Here is an 18,308-nt window from a genome sequence, read left to right on the forward strand (position 1 = left end):
GGCCCCGGCGATGCCGGGGCCTCTCGTTCGAGCGTCAGGGTCTTTCAGACCCGGGACTCAGTTGTAGTCGGTGGTGAAACCGTCCGTGGAGAAGCTGTCGAAGTCGACGTAACTCAGGTCAGCGTCGGTGTACGCGCCGTCCGAGGCGAAGATGCGGTTGGGGTACCGCTCGCTCTTGGCCTCCTCCGTCGCCTCGACCGTGACATCGCGGTACTTCGCGAGTCCAGTTCCGGCGGGGATGAGCTTTCCGATGATGACGTTCTCCTTGAGGCCCATGAGCGGGTCGCTCTTGCCCTCCATGGCCGCCTGCGTCAGGACGCGGGTGGTCTCCTGGAACGACGCGGCCGACAGCCACGACTCGGTCGCGAGCGACGCCTTCGTGATACCCATCAGCTCGGGACGACCCGATGCGGGGCGCTTGCCCTCGCCGACCGCCTCGCGGTTGATGGTCTGGTACTTCTTGAAGTCGACCAGCTCACCCGGGAGCAGCGTGGTGTCGCCGTGGTCGACCACGGTGACCTTCCGCAGCATCTGACGGACGATGACCTCGATGTGCTTGTCGTGGATCGGCACACCCTGCGAGCGGTACACGCCCTGGACGCCGTTCACGAGGTACTTCTGCACCTCGCGGGCACCCATGACACGCATGACCTCCTTGGGGTCGAGCGTGCCGACCAGGATCGGCTGACCGACGGTGACGTGCTGACCGTCCTCGACCAGGAGCGTCGCGCGCTTCAGGACCGGGTAGACGTGCGGCTCGTCGCCGTTGTCGGGCGTGAGGATGACCTTCTTGGCCTTGTCGGTCTCGTCGATCGTGATGCGGCCGTCGGCCTCGGCGATCGGCGACGCACCCTTCGGGGTGCGGGCCTCGAACAGCTCCTGCACGCGGGGAAGACCCTGCGTGATGTCGTCTGCCGACGCCGAACCACCGGTGTGGAAGGTACGCATCGTCAGCTGCGTACCGGGCTCACCGATCGACTGGGCCGCGATGATGCCGACGGCCTCGCCGATGTCGACGATCTTGCCGGTCGCGAGCGAACGGCCGTAGCACTTCGCGCAGACGCCGACGGCCGAGTCGCACGTGAGCACCGAGCGCACCTTGATGGACTCGACACCCGCCGCGACCAGCTTGTCGATGAGCACGTCGCCGACGTCCTCACCGGCCGAGGCGACGACCTCGCCCTTCGGGTCGACCGCGTCGGCCGCGAGCGTACGGGCGAACACCGAGTTCTCGACGTTCGCGTCGCGCACCAGCGTTCCGTCGGCACCGGGAGCGGCGATGGTGAACTCGAGGCCCTTGGTCGTGCTGCAGTCCTCCTCGCGGATGATGACATCCTGCGAGACGTCCACGAGACGACGGGTCAGGTAGCCCGAGTCGGCGGTACGGAGGGCCGTGTCGGCCAGACCCTTACGGGCACCGTGCGTCGCGATGAAGTACTCCGCCACCGACAGACCCTCGCGGTACGAGGAGATGATCGGGCGCGGGATGATCTCACCCTTCGGGTTGTTCACCAGGCCTCGCATACCCGCGATGTTGCGGATCTGCAGCCAGTTACCACGGGCGCCCGACGAGACCATGCGGTTGATGGTGTTGTCGGCCGGGAAGTGGTCGCGCATCGCCTTCTGGACCTCGTCGGTCGCCTCGGTCCAGATCTTGATGAGCTCCTGACGACGCTCGGCGTCGGTGGTGAGACCCTTCTCGAACTGCGCCTGGACCTTCGCGGCCTGCTTCTCGTAGCCCGCGACGATCTCGCCCTTGTTCGGGGGCGTGAGGATGTCGCTGAGCGCCACGGTGACACCCGAACGGGTGGCCCAGTAGAAGCCGGCGTCCTTGATGCGGTCGAGGGATGCTGCGACCTCCACCTTCGGGTACTCCTCGGCGAGCTTGTTCACGATCTGCGACAGCTTGCCCTTGTCGGCCTGCTCGCGGACGAACGGGTAGCCCTTGGGGAGCGTGTCGTTGAAGATCGCCTGGCCGAGCGACGCGTCCACGAGGCCGTGGCGCTCGTAGCCCTCGGGGGCTTCGCCCTCGAGGAACGCGAGACCCGGGATGCGGATGCGGACCTTGGCCTGCAGGTCGAGGGTGCCCTCGTCCTTGGCCAGGATCGCCTCGCCGACCGAGCCGAACACGCGGCCCTCGCCGGCAGCACCCTCGATGACCGTGGTCAGGTGGTGCAGACCGATGATCATGTCCTGCGAGGGCAGGGTCACCGGGCGGCCGTCCGACGGCTTCAGGATGTTGTTCGACGCCAGCATGAGGATGCGGGCCTCGGCCTGAGCCTCGACCGACAGCGGCAGGTGGACGGCCATCTGGTCACCGTCGAAGTCCGCGTTGAAGGCGGCGCAGACGAGCGGGTGCAACTGGATGGCCTTGCCCTCGACGAGCTGCGGCTCGAAGGCCTGGATGCCGAGACGGTGCAGCGTGGGCGCACGGTTGAGCAGCACGGGACGCTCGCGGATGATCTCCTCGAGCACGTCCCAGACCTCGGGACGCGTGCGCTCGACGGCGCGCTTGGCCGCCTTGATGTTCTGCGAGTGACCGAGGTCGATCAGGCGCTTGATCACGAACGGCTTGAACAGCTCGAGCGCCATCTGCTTGGGCAGACCGCACTGGTGCAGCTTGAGCTGCGGACCCACGATGATGACCGAACGGCCCGAGTAGTCCACGCGCTTGCCGAGCAGGTTCTGGCGGAAGCGACCCTGCTTTCCCTTGAGCATGTCGCTCAGGGACTTCAGGGCGCGGTTGCCGGTACCGGTGACGGGGCGACCGCGGCGGCCGTTGTCGAACAGCGCGTCGACGGCCTCCTGCAGCATGCGCTTCTCGTTGTTGACGATGATCTCGGGGGCACCGAGGTCGATCAGGCGACGGAGGCGGTTGTTGCGGTTGATCACGCGGCGGTACAGGTCGTTCAGGTCGGAGGTCGCGAAGCGGCCACCGTCCAGCTGCACCATCGGGCGCAGCTCCGGCGGGATCACCGGGACGACGTCGAGCACCATCGAGGCCGGCGACATGCCGGTCTGCAGGAACGAGTTGACGACCTTCAGGCGCTTGATCGCACGGATCTTGCGCTGGCCCTTGCCCTCGGAGATCTGCAGGTGCAGGCTGTCGGCCTCGGCCGCCAGGTCGAACGCCTCGAGGCGACGCTTGATCGACTCCGCGCCCATGTGGGCCTCGAAGTACTGACCGAAGCGGTCCTGGAGCTCGTGGAAGATCTCGTCCTCGCCCTTGAGCTGGCCGACCTCGAGCGTGCGGAAGTCCTCCCACACCTTCTCGAGACGCGTGATCTGGTCGTCGGTGCCCTTGCGGATCGACGCCATCTCCTTCTCGGCGGCGTCCTTGACCTTCTTCTTCTGGTCGGCCTTGGCACCCTCCTCCTCGAGCGCGGCGAGCTCCTCCTCCAGCTTCTGGAGGCGGGCTGCGACACGCGCGTCGCGGCGGTCGGCGAGCGTCTTCAGCTCGAGGCGGATGTTGTTCTCCTGCGTCGACAGGTCGCGGTGGCGAGCGTCCTGATCGACCGAGATCACCATGTAGGCGGCGAAGTAGATGACCTTCTCGAGGTCCTTCGGCGCCATGTCGAGCAGGTAGCCGAGGCGCGAGGGCACGCCCTTGAAGTACCAGATGTGCGTGACGGGCGCGGCGAGCTCGATGTGGCCCATGCGCTCACGGCGGACCGAGGACTTGGTGACCTCGACGCCGCAGCGCTCGCAGACGATGCCCTTGAAGCGGACGCGCTTGTACTTGCCGCACGCGCACTCCCAGTCGCGCGAGGGTCCGAAGATCTGCTCGCCGAACAGACCGTCCTTCTCGGGCTTCAGGGTGCGGTAGTTGATGGTCTCGGGCTTCTTGACCTCGCCGTAGGACCAACGACGGATGTCGTCAGCGGTGGCCAGGCCGATGCGAAGCTGATCGAAAGTGGTTGATTCGAGCACTGGTTCTCCTGTGTCGGAAATTCGTTCGTTACCTGGCGCGCTTAGATCTCGTCGATCGACGAGGACTCGAAGCGGCTGGAGATGTTGATGCCGAGCTCTTCAGCGGCGCGGAAGGCGTCATCGTCGGTGTCGCGGAGGTTGACCGCGGTGCCGTCGGCCGAGAGGACCTCGACGTTCAGGCAAAGCGACTGCATCTCCTTCATGAGCACCTTGAACGACTCGGGGATGCCGGGCTCCTGGATGTTCTCGCCCTTGACGATCGCCTCGTAGACCTTGACGCGGCCGAGGATGTCGTCGGACTTGATCGTGAGGAGCTCCTGGAGCGCGTACGCGGCGCCGTAGGCCTCGAGGGCCCACACCTCCATCTCACCGAAGCGCTGGCCACCGAACTGCGCCTTACCACCGAGCGGCTGCTGGGTGATCATCGAGTACGGACCCGTCGAGCGCGCGTGGATCTTGTCGTCCACGAGGTGGTGCAGCTTCAGGATGTACATGTAGCCGACCGAGATCGGAGCCGGGAACGGCTCGCCGGAGCGACCGTCGAACAGCTGCGTCTTGCCCGACGAGTCGATCAGGCGCTCGCCGTCGCGGGTCGGGTTCGTCGAGTCGAGCAGACCCGCGATCTCGGCCTCGAACGCGCCGTCGAACACCGGCGTGGCGACCTTGGTGCCGGCCGGAGCCTCGAAGGCCTGCTCGGGCAGCTGGGCGGCCCACTCGGGGGTGCCCTCCACCTTCCAGCCCTGCTTGGCGATCCAGCCGAGGTGGAGCTCCAGGACCTGGCCGAAGTTCATTCGACCGGGGATGCCGAGCGGGTTCAGGATGACCTGGACCGGCGTGCCGTCCGCGAGGAACGGCATGTCTTCGACGGGGAGGATCTTCGCGATGACGCCCTTGTTGCCGTGACGGCCGGCGAGCTTGTCACCCTCGGTGATCTTGCGCTTCTGGGCGATGTAGACCACGACGCGGCGGTTGACGCCCGAGCCGAGCTCGTCGTCGCCGTCCTCGGCGTTGAACTCCTTGACCGCGATGATCGTGCCCTGCTCACCGTGGGGCACCTTCAGCGACGTGTCGCGGACCTCACGGCTCTTCTCGTTGAAGATCGCGCGGAGCAGGCGCTCCTCGGCCGACAGCTCGGTCTCGCCCTTCGGCGTGACCTTGCCGACGAGGATGTCGCCGGGACGCACCTCGGCGCCGATGCGGATGATGCCGCGCTCGTCGAGGTCCTTCAGGAGGTCGGGGCTGACGTTGGGGAGGTCACGCGTGATCTCCTCCTTGCCGAGCTTCGTGTCGCGGGCGTCGACCTCGTACTCCTCGATGTGGATCGAGGAGAGGGTGTCGTCCTTCACCAGGTCCTGGCTGAGGATGATCGCGTCCTCGAAGTTGTGACCCTCCCACGTCATGAACGCGACGAGCAGGTTCTTGCCGAGGGCGAGCTCGCCGTTCTCGGTCGCGGGACCGTCGGCGATGACCTCGCCGGCCTCGACGCGCTCACCGGCCGAGACGACCACGCGCTGGTTGTACGACGTGCCCTGGTTCGAGCGGTCGAACTTGCGCAGGAAGTAGTCCTGGGTGCCGCCCTCGTCGAGCTGCACGGTCACGACGTCGGCCGAGACCTCGACGACGACACCGGCCTTGTCGGCGGTGACGACGTCACCGGCGTCGATCGCGGCGAAGCCCTCCATGCCCGTGCCGACCACCGGCGACTCCGAGCGGAGAAGCGGAACGGCCTGGCGCTGCATGTTCGCACCCATGAGGGCGCGGTTCGCGTCGTCGTGCTCGAGGAACGGGATGAGCGAGGTCGCCACCGACACCATCTGGCGCGGCGAGACGTCCATGTAGCCGATCTCCTCCGAGTGGAAGAGGTCGACCTCGCCGCCGTTGCCGCGACGGGCGAGGACGCGGTCCTGCGCGAAGCTGCCGTCGGCCTTCAGCTCGACACCGGCCTGGGCGACGATGTAGTCGCTCTCCTCGGAGGCGGTCAGGTAGTCGATCTCGTCGGTGACCTTGCCCTCGACGACACGACGGTACGGCGTCTCGATGAAGCCGAACGCGTTGATGCGCGCGAACGAGGCGAGCGAGCCGATCAGACCGATGTTCGGGCCTTCCGGCGTCTCGATGGGGCACATGCGGCCGTAGTGCGACGGGTGGACGTCGCGGACCTCGACGCCTGCGCGCTCACGCGACAGACCGCCGGGGCCGAGGGCCGAGAGGCGGCGCTTGTGGGTCAGACCCGCGAGCGGGTTGTTCTGGTCCATGAACTGCGACAGCTGCGACGTTCCGAAGAACTCCTTGATCGCGGCCACGACGGGGCGGACGTTGATCAGGGTCTGCGGCGTGATCGCCTCGATGTCCTGCGTGGTCATGCGCTCGCGGACGACGCGCTCCATGCGCGACAGACCGGTGCGGACCTGGTTCTGGATGAGCTCGCCGACCGCGCGGATGCGACGGTTGCCGAAGTTGTCGATGTCGTCGACGTCGAGACGGATCTCGGCCGGCTTGCCGCCGCGCACGCCGTCGAACGTCACGTCGCCGCGGTGCAGGCGGACGAGGTACTTGATCGTCGCGACGATGTCGTCGACCGTCAGCACCGAGTCGGTGAGCGGCTTGTCGAGACCGAGCTTGTGGTTGATCTTGTACCGGCCGACCTTGGCGAGGTCGTAGCGCTTCGGGTTGAAGTAGAAGTTGTCCAGGAGCGCGCGGGCGGCCTCGGCGGCGACCTGCTCGCCCGGACGGAGCTTGCGGTAGATGTCGCGGAGCGCGTCCTCCTTGGTGAGGATCGTGTCCTTCGACAGGGTCTCTTCGATCGAGTCGAAGCCGGCGAACTCGGCGAGGATGTCCTCGCTGGTGAGGCCGAGGGCCTTCAGGAAGACGGTGACCGACTGCTTGCGCTTGCGGTCGATGCGGACGCCGACCTGGTCGCGCTTGTCGATCTCGAACTCGAGCCAGGCGCCGCGCGACGGGATGACGCGCGCCGACACGATGTCCTTGTCGGACGTCTTGTCGGGGGTCTTGTCGAAGTAGACACCGGGCGAACGGACGAGCTGCGACACGACGACGCGCTCGGTGCCGTTGATGATGAACGTGCCCTTGTCGGTCTGGAGCGGGAAGTCGCCCATGAAGACCGTCTGGGTCTTGATCTCACCGGTCTGGTGGTTCATGAACTCGGCCTCGACGTAGAGCGGGGCCGCGTACGTCTTGCCGCGCTCCTTGCACTCCTCGATGGAGTACTTCTCTGGCTCGAGGTACGGGTTCGTGAACGAGAGCTGCATGGTCTCGCTCAGGTCCTCGATCGGCGAGATCTCCTCGAAGATCTCCTCGAGGCCGCTGACCTCGGGCACGTCGGTGCGACCGGCGGCCTTCGCGTCCGCGACGCGCGCCTTCCAGGCCTCGTTGCCGACGAGCCAGTCGAACGACTCGGTCTGCAGCGCGAGAAGGTCGGGGACCGTCAGCGTGTCGGAGATCTTGGCGAACGAGAGGCGGGATGCTCCGCGTCCGTTCTTGGGGGTGGTGGTGGGGTTGGATGCGTTGCGCGCAGCAGCCAAGGGGATTACCTCCGTGGGCCCGTAGGGCTCGTTTCCTTGTCGTCAGGTGGAGTGCTCCTCATCCCCGAAACCCGCGCGGCACTCCTCACGTGAACGTGAGGGGGCGCAGGCACAGCCGACCACCATATGAGGGCAGGGGGAATCCAAGAGCGCAAAGACCCACTATACGTCGCACGACGCGCCGTGTCCAGTCGGATTCTTGAAAAGTTCTGGATGCTGCGGTATAAGCCGCAAGACGACCGCACCCACGCGCCCGGCACAGGGCCGGAACACGCGGGTGCGGTGTGGCGCCGAGGTCAGGTCAGTGCTTCTTCCCCAGATTTCCGCGGCACGCGTCGCCCGGGTTGATCGGGATGTCGATCTTTGCCTTCTTGAACATGCCGTAGTTCTGCACGCCGTGGTAACCGTTCTTCTGGTTGCCCCGCATCGCGAAGCCGTCGTCGTTGAACGCCGGGTCGTAGCCGGGGCCGCCCGGCGGGTTCTCGATGGCGTCGAGCGTGTCCTGACCCGAGAACGCGCACTCGGATGCCGAGTTCGCGGCGCCGTTCGCCGCCCCGCCGTTCCCATTGACCTCGCCCGCCATCGCGGCTCCGCCGCTGCCGAGCACCAGCCCGATCGCCACGACCGCGCACGCCAAAGCCTTCTTCATCGCATTCCCCTCCCATGAGTGACGCCCGGAGCCCCGATCCGGACCAACGGCGTCCACTCCGACGCCGTCACCGCCGCAACTTACTCCTGGGCGTGCCGGCGCGGAAGGGACGCGTCGGATGCGAAACGGATGCACTCGAACCGAAGCGGCGCGAGGATTCCGATACATCCGTGCACCGAAACCATGGCGAAACGCCGCCGATCGCGCCAATATATGCACATGACTGGGGTGGAACACCCCGTGATCCGCACGCCCGACCAGCGGATCCGGGTGTTCGTGAGCTCGACCCTGCGCGAGCTCGCGGAAGAACGCGAAGCAGTGCGGTCGGCCATCGAGCGACTCCGGCTCGCCCCCGTGATGTTCGAACTCGGCGCCCGCCCCCACCCGCCCCGAGACCTCTACCGCTCCTACCTCGCCCAATCCGACGTCTTCATCGGCATCTACGGCGCCAGCTACGGCTGGGTCGCCCCCGACGAAGACGTCTCCGGCCTCGAAGACGAATACAACCTCGCCCCCGCCGGCATGCCCAAACTCATCTACGTCAAAGACGCCGACACCCGAGACGAACGACTCACCGACCTCATCGCCCGCATCCAAGCCGACGACACCGCCGCCTACCTCCACTTCCACAACACCCAAGACCTCGAAGACCACGTCGCCGGCGACCTCGCCATGCTCCTCGCCGAACGCTTCGACCAGTCGCGGCGGACCGAGCCGGCCACGGCGGCCGAGATCTCGCTCGCGGCGCGCGTGCCCGAGCCGTACACCGAGACGATCGGGCGCGAGGGCGAGCTCGCCGAGATCCGGGCACTGCTGGCCGGAGGCCTCCACCGCGTGGTGAGCCTCATCGGGCCCGGCGGCATCGGCAAGAGCCGGCTCGCGATCGAAGCGGCCCACGCGAACACCGACCTGTTCCCCGACGGCGTGTACTTCGTGCCGCTGGAGGGCGTGCTCGAACCAGGGCTCCTGCTGCCGACGATCGCCTACATCCTCGGCGTGCGCGACACCGGGGCGGCCACGCTCGAGGAGCGCATCGCGCAGGCGATCGGCGACCGCCACGTCCTCATCGTGCTCGACAACTTCGAGCAGATCATCGACGAGGCCCCCGTCCTCGTGCGCCTGTACTCGCTCGCGCCACGTGCGTGCTTCCTGGTGACGAGCCGGATCGTGCTGCGCATCCGCGGGGAGCGCGTGTTCGAGGTCGAGACGCTCGAGACACCCCCGCCGGATGTCCCTGCCACGCTCGCGCAGGCGCAGGCATCGTCGGCATGCGTGCTGTTCGCCGAGCGTGCCGCGTCCGCACTCCCCGGCTTCGAGCTGTCCGCCGAGAACGCGGCCGACGTCATCGGCATCTGCCGCCGGCTCGACGGGCTGCCGCTCGCCATCGAACTGGCCGCGGCGAAGATCCGGCTGCTCTCGCCGCACGACGTCGCCGAGCGTCTCGGGCGCACCCTCCCGCTGCTGTCGACCTCGGTGCGTGATCTGCCGGACCGCCATCGCACCATGCGGGCGACGATCGATTGGAGCGTGGGCCTGCTGTCCGACGATCAGCGCGCGATGCTCGAGGACCTCGGCGTGTTCGCCGCACGGTTCAGCCTCGAGTCGGTCGAGGCGGTGGGCGAGACCCGCTCGTGGGGTCCTCACACGATCGAGACGCTGGCCGGGCTGATCGATGCTTCGCTGGTGCAGCGCATCGACTCGGGCGGCCGCTCGGTGTTCTCGCTCCTCGCGATCGTCCGCGAGTACGCCCTCGAGACGCTCGAGTCCCGCCGGGCGGCGGATGCGATGCGGATCGCGCACGCCGACTACTACCTCGACCTGGTGCGCCGGGTCGCGCCGCGGCTGCGCGGAGCCGAGCAGATCGATGCCGTCGCCGAACTGGGGCTCGAGGTGCCGAACCTCCGCGCCGCCGCCCGCCATCTGGTCTCGATGGACCGGCTCGACGATGCCGGCGACTTCGCGTGGACGATGCTCGCCTATTGGTGGATCTGCGGGTACTTCGCCGACGTGCGGCTGTGGATGCTGGAGCTTCTCGAGAAGCGGATGCCGCTGACACCGCGCACACGCGCGATCGCGACGTTCTTCCCGCTGTGGGCAGAGCTGTGGCAGCGCCCGAGCGACCAGGTGGTGGAGGACCTCGGCGAGGTCGTGAGGCTCTTCACCGAGAGCGGCGACGAGCAGGCCGCCGCGATGGCGCTCGCTGCGAAGGCGTCGACGCGGCTGCAGTTCGCCGACCTCGACGAAGAGGTGTTCCGGGCCGAGATCGGCGAGGCGATCGCGACGCTCCACGAGCTCGGCGACCGCTGGGCCGAGTCGCTCGCCGAAGTGGTGCTCGGCCAGTTCGGCATGCTGCGCCGCGACATCCCGGCGGCTCTCGAGCACCTCGGCCGGGCGGTCGACATCGCCGATGCCGCCGATGACGCGTTCACCCGCGTCGTGGCGGGCAACAACCGCGCGCGCCTGCGCTTCGTGCTGGGCGAGCGCGACGAGGCGGAGGCGGAGTTCCTGTTGACGCTGATGCTGTCGATCCGGCTGCACTTCGTCGACGGCGCCACGTACGGGCTGGAGGGAATGTCGGCGATCGCCGCCTCGCACGGCGACGCGTGGCGCGCCGGAGCCCTGGCCGCGGTGGCGGCGACGATCCGCGAGACGACGGGCATCTACGACATCGAAGGGTTCGCCGTGCATCTCGCTCCGCTGGAGGCGCTGCGGGCGGTCGACCCCGACAGCGTCGAGGCCGGTGAGCGCGCGGGCAGGGAGATGGGCCTCGCGGAGGCCATCGCCATCGCGCTGCCCGACGCCGACGCGGACGTCCGCGAGAAGGTCCCTTCGTGGTGACGGGCCTCGAGCGGGCGCCCGTGATCCGCACGCCCGACCAGCGAATCCGGGTGTTCGTGAGCTCGACCCTGCGCGAGCTCGCGGAAGAACGCGAAGCAGTGCGGTCGGCCATCGAGCGACTCCGGCTCGCCCCCGTGATGTTCGAACTCGGCGCCCGCCCCCACCCGCCCCGAGACCTCTACCGCTCCTACCTCGCCCAATCCGACGTCTTCATCGGCATCTACGGCGCCAGCTACGGCTGGGTCGCCCCCGACGAAGACGTCTCCGGCCTCGAAGACGAATACAACCTCGCCCCCGCCGGCATGCCCAAACTCATCTACGTCAAAGACGCCGACACCCGAGACGAACGACTCACCGACCTCATCGCCCGCATCCAAGCCGACGACACCGCCGCCTACCTCCACTTCCACAACACCCAAGACCTCGAAGACCACGTCGCCGGCGACCTCGCCATGCTCCTCGCCGAACGCTTCGACGAATCCCGGACTCCGCAGGCGCCCGACACCGGTGCCGCGCCGGTCAGCCTGGTGGGCCGGGTCCCGGTGCCCTACACGACCACCATCGGGCGCGAGGGCGACATCGATGCGGTGCGCACTCTGCTCGCGAGGGGCACGGACCGCGTCGTGAGCCTCATCGGGCCGGGCGGCATCGGCAAGAGCCGGCTCGCGATCGAGGCGGCCCTGGCCTGCGCCGACCTCTTCCCGGACGGGGTCTACTTCGTCCTCCTCGAGGGCGTGCTCGAGCCGGGCCTGCTGCTGCCGACGATCGCCTACTATCTCGGCATCCGCGACAACGGCGAGGCCGCGCTCGAGGAGCGCATCGCCCACGCCCTCGCGGATCGCCGCGTGCTGATCGTGCTCGACAACTTCGAGCAGATCGTGGATGCCGCACCCGTGCTCGTGCGGCTGTACACGGTCGCTCCGACGGCGACCTTCCTGGTGACGAGCCGCATCGTCCTGCGGATCCGCGGCGAGCGCGTCTACGACGTGCCGCCGCTCACGACGCCCGCCGGCGAGGGCCCCGCGAGCCTGGACCGCACCTCACGCTCGGCGGCGGTGTCGCTGTTCGTCGACCGGGCACGCGCGATCGATCCGCAGTTCGACGTGACACCCGACAACGCGCGGGATCTCGCCGACATCTGCCGCAGGCTCGAGGGGCTGCCGCTGGCGATCGAGCTCGCGGCGGCGAAGGTGCGCATCCTGAACCCGGCGCAGATCGCCGGGCGCCTCGAGAAGAGCCTGCCCCTGCTCACGGCCGCGGTGCGCGATCTGCCCGAACGGCACCGCACGATGCGGGCGACGATCGACTGGAGCGTGAGCCTCCTGCCGCCCGCGCAGCGCGACCTGCTCGAGGACCTCGGCGTGTTCGCGACGCGGTTCACGCTCGATGCGGTCGAGGCCCTCGGCGAGGGCCGTCCGTGGGGCGGTCACGCGATCGACGCCCTCGCCGCCCTGGCGGACGGCTCGCTCGTGAAGCAGAGCGAGCTGGGCGGACGCCGCGTCTTCTCGCTGCTCGCGATCGTGCGGGAGTACGCGCTGGACCATCTCAAGGAACGCGGCGACGCGCAGCGCGTGCGGCGTGCCCACGCCGACTACTACCGGGAGCTCGTCCAGCAGATCGCCCCCGACCTCGGCGGGCGCGGGCAGGCCGACGCCGTGGTGCGGCTCGGGCTCGAGCTGCCGAACCTGCGCGCGGCCGTGCGCCACCTCGTCTACACGAACCGTCTCGACGACGCCGGCGACTTCGCGTGGTGCCTGCTCATCTACTGGTGGATCTCCGGCTTCTTCGCGGAGGTGCGCGTGTGGATGCTCGAGCTGCTTGAGAAGCAGCACGAGCAGCCGATCACGCCGCACACCCGCGCGATCGCGTGGTTCTTCGCGCTGTGGGGCGAGATGTGGCAGCGGCCGAGCGAGCAGGTGGTGGCGGGCCTCGGTGAGTGCGTGCGCCTGTTCCGTGAGAGCGGCGACGAGGATGCCGCGGCGATGGCGCTCGCCGCTCGCGCGACGGCCCGCGTGCAGTTCTCGCATCTCGACACCGACAAGGCCGAAGCCGAGCTGCGCGAGGCCGTGGTCACGCTGCGCGAGCGCGGGAACACGTGGGCGGAGGCGATCACCGAGGTCTCGCTCGGCCGGCTCGCCTGGGTGCGCGGATCCACCGACGACGCCCTCGCGCACTTCGACCGTGCCACCTCGGTCGCCGAGTCGCGGGGCGACCTGTTCACGACCTCGGTCGCCGGCAACCTGCGGTCCCGCCTGAACTTCCAGCTCGGCCGCATCGAGGAGGCGGAGCGCGAGTTCGTGCACACCCTGCTGCTCTCGGTCGGGCTGCACTACGAAGAGGGCGTCGCGTACGGCCTCGAGGGCGTGTGCGCGGTCGCGGCGGCCCACGGCGAAGCGTGGCGGGCGGCGGCGCTCGCCGTCGCCGCCGGCGAGATACGCCGGCGCATCGGCATCTTCGACGTGGAGTCGTTCACGGTGCACACGCCGTACCTCGAGATCCTCCGCGGCCGCGATGCGCAGAGCGTCGAGGCCGGCGAGATCGCCGGGGCCGAGCTCACCGTCGCCGAATCGGTTCAGCTGGCACTGCCGGAGCACGAGTTCGCGACGGTCGTCGACGCGCTGCGCGCCTGGTAGAGCCGAGTGGATGCCGCGGGCCGCAGCATCCACTCGGTCCAGAGGTATCAGCCGCCCACGACGCCGCTCTGGTGTGGTGAGGAGCGCGCTCGTATGCTGTGCACCGAGCAGCGCTCTCGGATCGTCAGGTGACTGGGCACCGGTGCGAGGGGGTCGACATGGCGCGTGTTCCAGACGTGCCGCACGGCGCAGTCGACGTCGATTCCGACGCCGACGCCGTGGACGTGCGCGTCGACGCGGCGCCGCCGCACGTCGAGCCGAACGAATTCGGCGTGACCCTCCTGGCCGACATCATGCTGCACGGCCTCTCCGACACCGTGGTGCGGGTGCGCGTCAAGGGCAGCGACGACGTCCACTACGCGGCGATCGTCGTACGCGGCGGGGTTGCCCAACTCGTCCATTTCGAGGACCTCGGCGCCGGCCGGTACAGCGCGCGGATCGCGGTCGCACGCGACGAGACCCTCCACCTCACGGTCGTGGCGAGCGACTTCGAGACGGGCATCGCGTGGCTCGAGCATCAAGTCGCCCAGGGCGGCATGGGGATGGGCGGCGAGCTCGAGGCGGCCGCGGAACCGCCCCCGCCGCCCCTCGTCCCCGATGTCGTGCTCGGCGGCGGTGGATTCGGCGGACGCTCACCCGGGCTCGCGCCCGTGGTCCCCCCACCATCGCCCGCCCCGGCTCCGATGCCCGCGCCCGCGCCGCCCCCCGTGGCAGCCGAGCCGGCGCCGGCCCCCGAGGCTGTCACGCCGTCCGGGGGGCTCGACGGTGCGGCTCCCGTCCCGGCGTTCGTCGATGCCGAGGTGCCCGCGCGCGTCGTGGAGGGCGTCCCGTTCGACGCGGTCGTGCGGCTGTCGCTCGCGGACCTCGCTCCGACGGCCGGGACGGCACGCAAGAAGGCCAAGGCGCTGTTCGACCCGGCGCGCGAGATCGAGGTGGCCATGCAGCTGCGGGGCCTCGCCTTCGCCGACGGCACGCCGTCGATCCTCTCCACCACGCTCCCCGCGAAGGTCACCGATCCGCGTCGACTCGTCTTCGCGCTGGTCCCCGACGGCCCCGGACGCGGACACATCACCGTCACGTTCACGCAGCCGCCCATCGTGACGCCGCTCGCGGTGCTGGCGCTGAGCACGCCGATCCTCGCGGCCGACGACGCGGTCGAGGGGATCGTGGCCGAGGACCCGCGCACCACGGTCGCCTCGGTCGCGGCCCCGCCCCGCAGCATCGCCGACCTTCCGACGCTCGTCATCGACGAGTCCATGTCGCGCGGCGCCTCGCAGCTGCTCGTCACGGCGAAGATCGGGCGCACCGTCGCCAAGAACTCCGTGCGGCTGCCCGACAAGAGCGCGTACGTCGAGGGCATCTACGCGGAGCTCTCCAGGATTCGCAAGACGTTCCTCGAATCCGTCGAAGACGATCCCGACGAGGCCGCCGACACCGCCCGGCGCGACGTGCGCACCCTCGGTGCCCGGGTCGCCGAGGAGCTCCTCGGCGACGACGTCAACGCACTGCTCTGGAGCCGACGCCGCCGGATCTCGCAGTTCGTGCTGCAGACCTCCGGCGAACTCGACATCCCCTGGGAGATCGTGCATCTCGTGCCGGTCGGCAAGCAACGGCCCGATCCGGAGCGCTACTTCCTCGGTGACCTCGGACTCACCCGATGGATGTACGGCACGTCGCGACCCACGGTCATCCCCGTCGACCCCACGCGCGTGGTCGCGATCGCACCCGACTACGTCGACCACAGTCTGGACCTCCCGCGCGCCCGGGAGGAGATCGAGACACTCGGCGACCTGCTCGCGGGTCCGCCGCGATCCGCCGCCGACCCGGTCGAGTTCCGCCAGGCGATCGAGGACGGCTTCGACCTGCTCCACTTCGCCGGGCACGGCCGCTGGCGCGACATCGCGCCGCTCGGTCAGGAGATCGCCTTCGCGGCGTTCTCCGAGGACCACGACGACGGGTCGGCGTCGTACACCGATTCCGACGCGCGGCGGGATCTCCCCGAGCTCGACACGTCTGCCGCGACCTCCACCCCCTTCGTCTTCCTCAGCGCGTGCGACGTCGGCCGGCTGCGCTCGGGCGCCACCGGCCTCGGCGGCTTCGCGGAGGTCTTCCTCCGCGGCGGCGTCGGTGTGTTCATCGGCTGCTCGTGGGCCGTGCGAGACGACGTCACGGCGCTCTTCGTCCGCACCTTCTACCAGCGCACGCTCGGCCAGAACGCGACAGTCGGCGAGGCGGTCCTCGCGGCGCGGCAGGCGGCGCGCGAGGCGGGCGATCTCACGTCGCTGGCCTTCACCGTGTTCGCCGACCCGCGCGCGAGGCTCGTGCCCCACGGCGCAGGGGACGCCGGCGACACCCCTTGACCTTCAGCCACCCATCACCAGCAGACAGGACGTGACACCATGCCCGAGACCACGACGACCGCCCGGGGCGCGAGCCTCACGGCGGCCGAGCTCACCGCGCTGCGCAAGCACGTCGTCCACACCGCGGACGGCCGTCTCGCCAAGACCGCGGTCGCGAAGCCCCGCACCGTGGCGGACTTCGCCACGACGGCCTCCGACGTCCGCCGCATGATCGAGGTCGATCTCGCCGCGTTCGTCGACCAGCAGGCGAAGAAGACCCCCGCCGGCGAGACGCCCGCACCCGTCCCGGTGTTCATCTGGGCGCACGGCGGTCTCACCGACAAGGACGCGGGCCTGCTGACGGCGCAGCGGCAGACCGGCTGGTGGAAGAAGAACGGGGTGTACCCGATCCACCTCGTGTGGGAGAGCGGGTTCAAGACCACTCTCGAGGACGTCGTCCGCGGCAAGGCGGGCAAGCGTGGCTTCACCGACCTCACGGACCTCGCGGTCGAGGCGGCGGCGCGCGTCCTCGGAGGTCGCAAGTTCTGGGACGACATGAAGCTCGACTCCGCCGGCGCGTGCCTTCCGAGTGTCGACGGCGGCGACCCGGGCGGGGCCTTCGTGCTGGCCGGCGCGTTGCGCGAGTTCATGGCGGCGAACGCGGGCGCCATCGAACTGCACATCGGCGGACACAGCGCGGGCTCGATCTACCACTCGCACTTCGTCCCGCGGCTGTTCGAGGGCGATGACCGCGTGGACAGCGTCAAGACGGTGACGTTGCTCGCCCCGGCGGTGCGCATCGACACCTTCGAGGCGACGCTGCTGCCGCTCGCGGAGGCCGGGAAGATCGAGAACCTCTCGATCTTCACGATGGACGAGAACCACGAGAAGCGCGACAACACCGCGGGGGTGTACCGCAAGTCGCTCCTGTATCTCGTCTCACGGGCCTTTGAAGCGGAGAAGGATGCCGAGATCCTCGGTGTCGAGGAGCACCTGCGCGGCTCCGGCCGCACGATGGCGTACCTGGGCGACCGGAGCGAGCGCCTGGTTCTCGGCCCCGTCACCCGCGGGCCCCGCAGCAGCACGCAGGCGACGTCGCACGGCGACTTCGACAACGACGAGCAGACCATGATGAGTCTCGCCCGGCGCGTGGTCGGCGTGCCCGACAGCAACGAGGCGGACCACGTCGCCGTGTTCCCGGCGCGGGCGCGCGAAGTCGGAGAGTTCGTCCCGGCGCCCCGCCCCGAGCCGACCGGCGCGCGAGGCGCGGCATCGCGCAAGCTCGCCCTGTGCATCGGCATCGACGCGTACCCGAGGGACCCGCTCAGCGGCTGCGTCGCCGATGCGGAGTCCTGGGCCAAGGCGCTCGGCGACGCGGGCTTCCAGGTGGAGTCGATCCACAACGGCGACGCGACCCGCGACGCGATCCTGCGCGCGATGCTCGACAAGGTCTCGTCGGCCCGCGACGGCGACATCGTCGCGATCCAGTTCGCCGGCCACGGCACGTTCGTGCCCGATCTCGACGGCGACGAGACCGACGAGTTCGGCCCGAAGGACGAGGCCCTCTGCCCGGTCGACTTCCGCGACGGACAGCTGATCGTCGACGACGATCTCGGCGTCATCTGGGACGCGATCCCCGAGGGCGTCGCGGTGACGCTGTTCTTCGACTCGTGCCACTCCGGCTCGGTGAACCGCGAGATCACGCCGACCGAGTTCGAGTCGCGCAAGATCCCGGCAGGTGCGACGCCGCGCATGACGGTGCTGAACGCCGCCGAAGAGGCGGCGTTCCGCGAGGAGCGGGCGGCGTCGCCGGACGATCCCTTACGCACGGCCGCGTGGAAGCGGGTGGTCGAGGTCGAGACCGACCGCGCGGCGGTGCCGACGAAGCCCCGCGCCGACGGCAAGGAGGTGCTCATCAGCGCCTGCCAGCCCGACCAGGTCGCGCTCGAGACCAACGGCCACGGCGTGTTCACCACGGCCGCCCTCGGCGTGCTGGCGAAGACACCGAAGCTGAGCAACACCGCCTTCGTGGCGGCCGTCTTCGACGTCCTCGACGACACCTACGAGCAGCGTCCGATGCTGTCCGCCGCCGGCGACCTCGGCGCCCGCGGGCTGCTGACCTCGGTGCACGACGCCCTCGCGGCGGCGGCCCCGGCGGCCGCCGAGACGGACGGCCACCGCGCGGCGGGCGACGTGCGCACGGCCGCGATCGTCGCGATCCTGCGGGCGACCGCCGACCTGCTGGAGGCGGGCGGCGACGACTGACGCCGTCGGGGGTGTCACGACACGCGGGATGGCCTCGGCGAGCCCGCGTGTCGCGCCCCCGGAAGCGGGTGTCGAGCACACGAGAGTGGGACGGATGCCTCGGCCCGGCGCT

7 protein-coding genes are annotated in these 18,308 nt (G+C 69.4%); 4 read left to right on the forward strand and 3 right to left on the reverse strand.

Annotated elements, in window-relative coordinates:
• Positions 1–57: 57 nt before the first annotated feature.
• The 3 genes from rpoC to ACFVSU_RS15650 all read right to left on the reverse strand — a co-directional run bounded on the left by rpoC (position 58) and on the right by ACFVSU_RS15650 (position 8,121).
• A complete protein-coding gene (gene rpoC, locus ACFVSU_RS15640) occupies positions 58–3,930 on the reverse strand; it encodes a DNA-directed RNA polymerase subunit beta' (RefSeq protein ID WP_310288308.1) in 3,873 nt (1,290 codons plus the stop codon).
• Between the two features lie 41 nt (positions 3,931–3,971).
• Positions 3,972–7,472 (reverse strand): DNA-directed RNA polymerase subunit beta, encoded by a 3,501-nt coding sequence (locus tag ACFVSU_RS15645; RefSeq protein ID WP_387144737.1) that lies wholly within the window; start codon positions 7,470–7,472, stop codon positions 3,972–3,974.
• A 301-nt stretch (positions 7,473–7,773) separates the two neighbouring features.
• Entirely contained in the window at positions 7,774–8,121 is a 348-nt protein-coding gene (locus ACFVSU_RS15650) for a hypothetical protein (protein WP_387144740.1), read from the reverse strand.
• A 219-nt stretch (positions 8,122–8,340) separates the two neighbouring features.
• Here ACFVSU_RS15650 and ACFVSU_RS15655 point away from each other — a divergent pair, with 219 nt between their 5' ends.
• The 4 genes from ACFVSU_RS15655 to ACFVSU_RS15670 all read left to right on the forward strand — a co-directional run bounded on the left by ACFVSU_RS15655 (position 8,341) and on the right by ACFVSU_RS15670 (position 18,196).
• Entirely contained in the window at positions 8,341–10,959 is a 2,619-nt protein-coding gene (locus tag ACFVSU_RS15655) for a DUF4062 domain-containing protein (protein ID WP_387144743.1), read from the forward strand.
• Entirely contained in the window at positions 10,953–13,592 is a 2,640-nt protein-coding gene (locus tag ACFVSU_RS15660; protein ID WP_387144746.1) for an ATP-binding protein, read from the forward strand. The genes ACFVSU_RS15655 and ACFVSU_RS15660 overlap by 7 nt, the downstream gene beginning before the upstream one ends.
• 158 nt (positions 13,593–13,750) lie before the next feature.
• Complete coding sequence (locus ACFVSU_RS15665) at positions 13,751–15,952, forward strand: CHAT domain-containing protein (RefSeq protein WP_387144749.1); 2,202 nt, start codon at positions 13,751–13,753, stop codon at positions 15,950–15,952.
• A 39-nt stretch (positions 15,953–15,991) separates the two neighbouring features.
• A complete protein-coding gene (locus ACFVSU_RS15670; protein ID WP_387144752.1) occupies positions 15,992–18,196 on the forward strand; it encodes a caspase family protein in 2,205 nt (734 codons plus the stop codon).
• The last annotated feature ends 112 nt before the right edge of the window (positions 18,197–18,308 follow it).

The organism is Microbacterium sp. NPDC058062, from assembly GCF_042885375.1.
In the GTDB taxonomy this organism is placed as follows: Bacteria; Actinomycetota; Actinomycetes; order Actinomycetales; family Microbacteriaceae; genus Microbacterium; species Microbacterium trichothecenolyticum_C.

What these genes read in the sequence shown, in the direction of transcription:
- ACFVSU_RS15650 (WP_387144740.1), bottom strand. Translation starts at nt 8,121, where the DNA reads ATGAAGAAGGCTTTGGCGTGCGCGGTCGTGGCGATCGGGCTGGTGCTC.
- ACFVSU_RS15655 (WP_387144743.1), top strand. Translation starts at nt 8,341, where the DNA reads ATGACTGGGGTGGAACACCCCGTGATCCGCACGCCCGACCAGCGGATC.
- ACFVSU_RS15665 (WP_387144749.1), top strand. Translation starts at nt 13,751, where the DNA reads ATGGCGCGTGTTCCAGACGTGCCGCACGGCGCAGTCGACGTCGATTCC.
- ACFVSU_RS15670 (WP_387144752.1), top strand. Translation starts at nt 15,992, where the DNA reads ATGCCCGAGACCACGACGACCGCCCGGGGCGCGAGCCTCACGGCGGCC.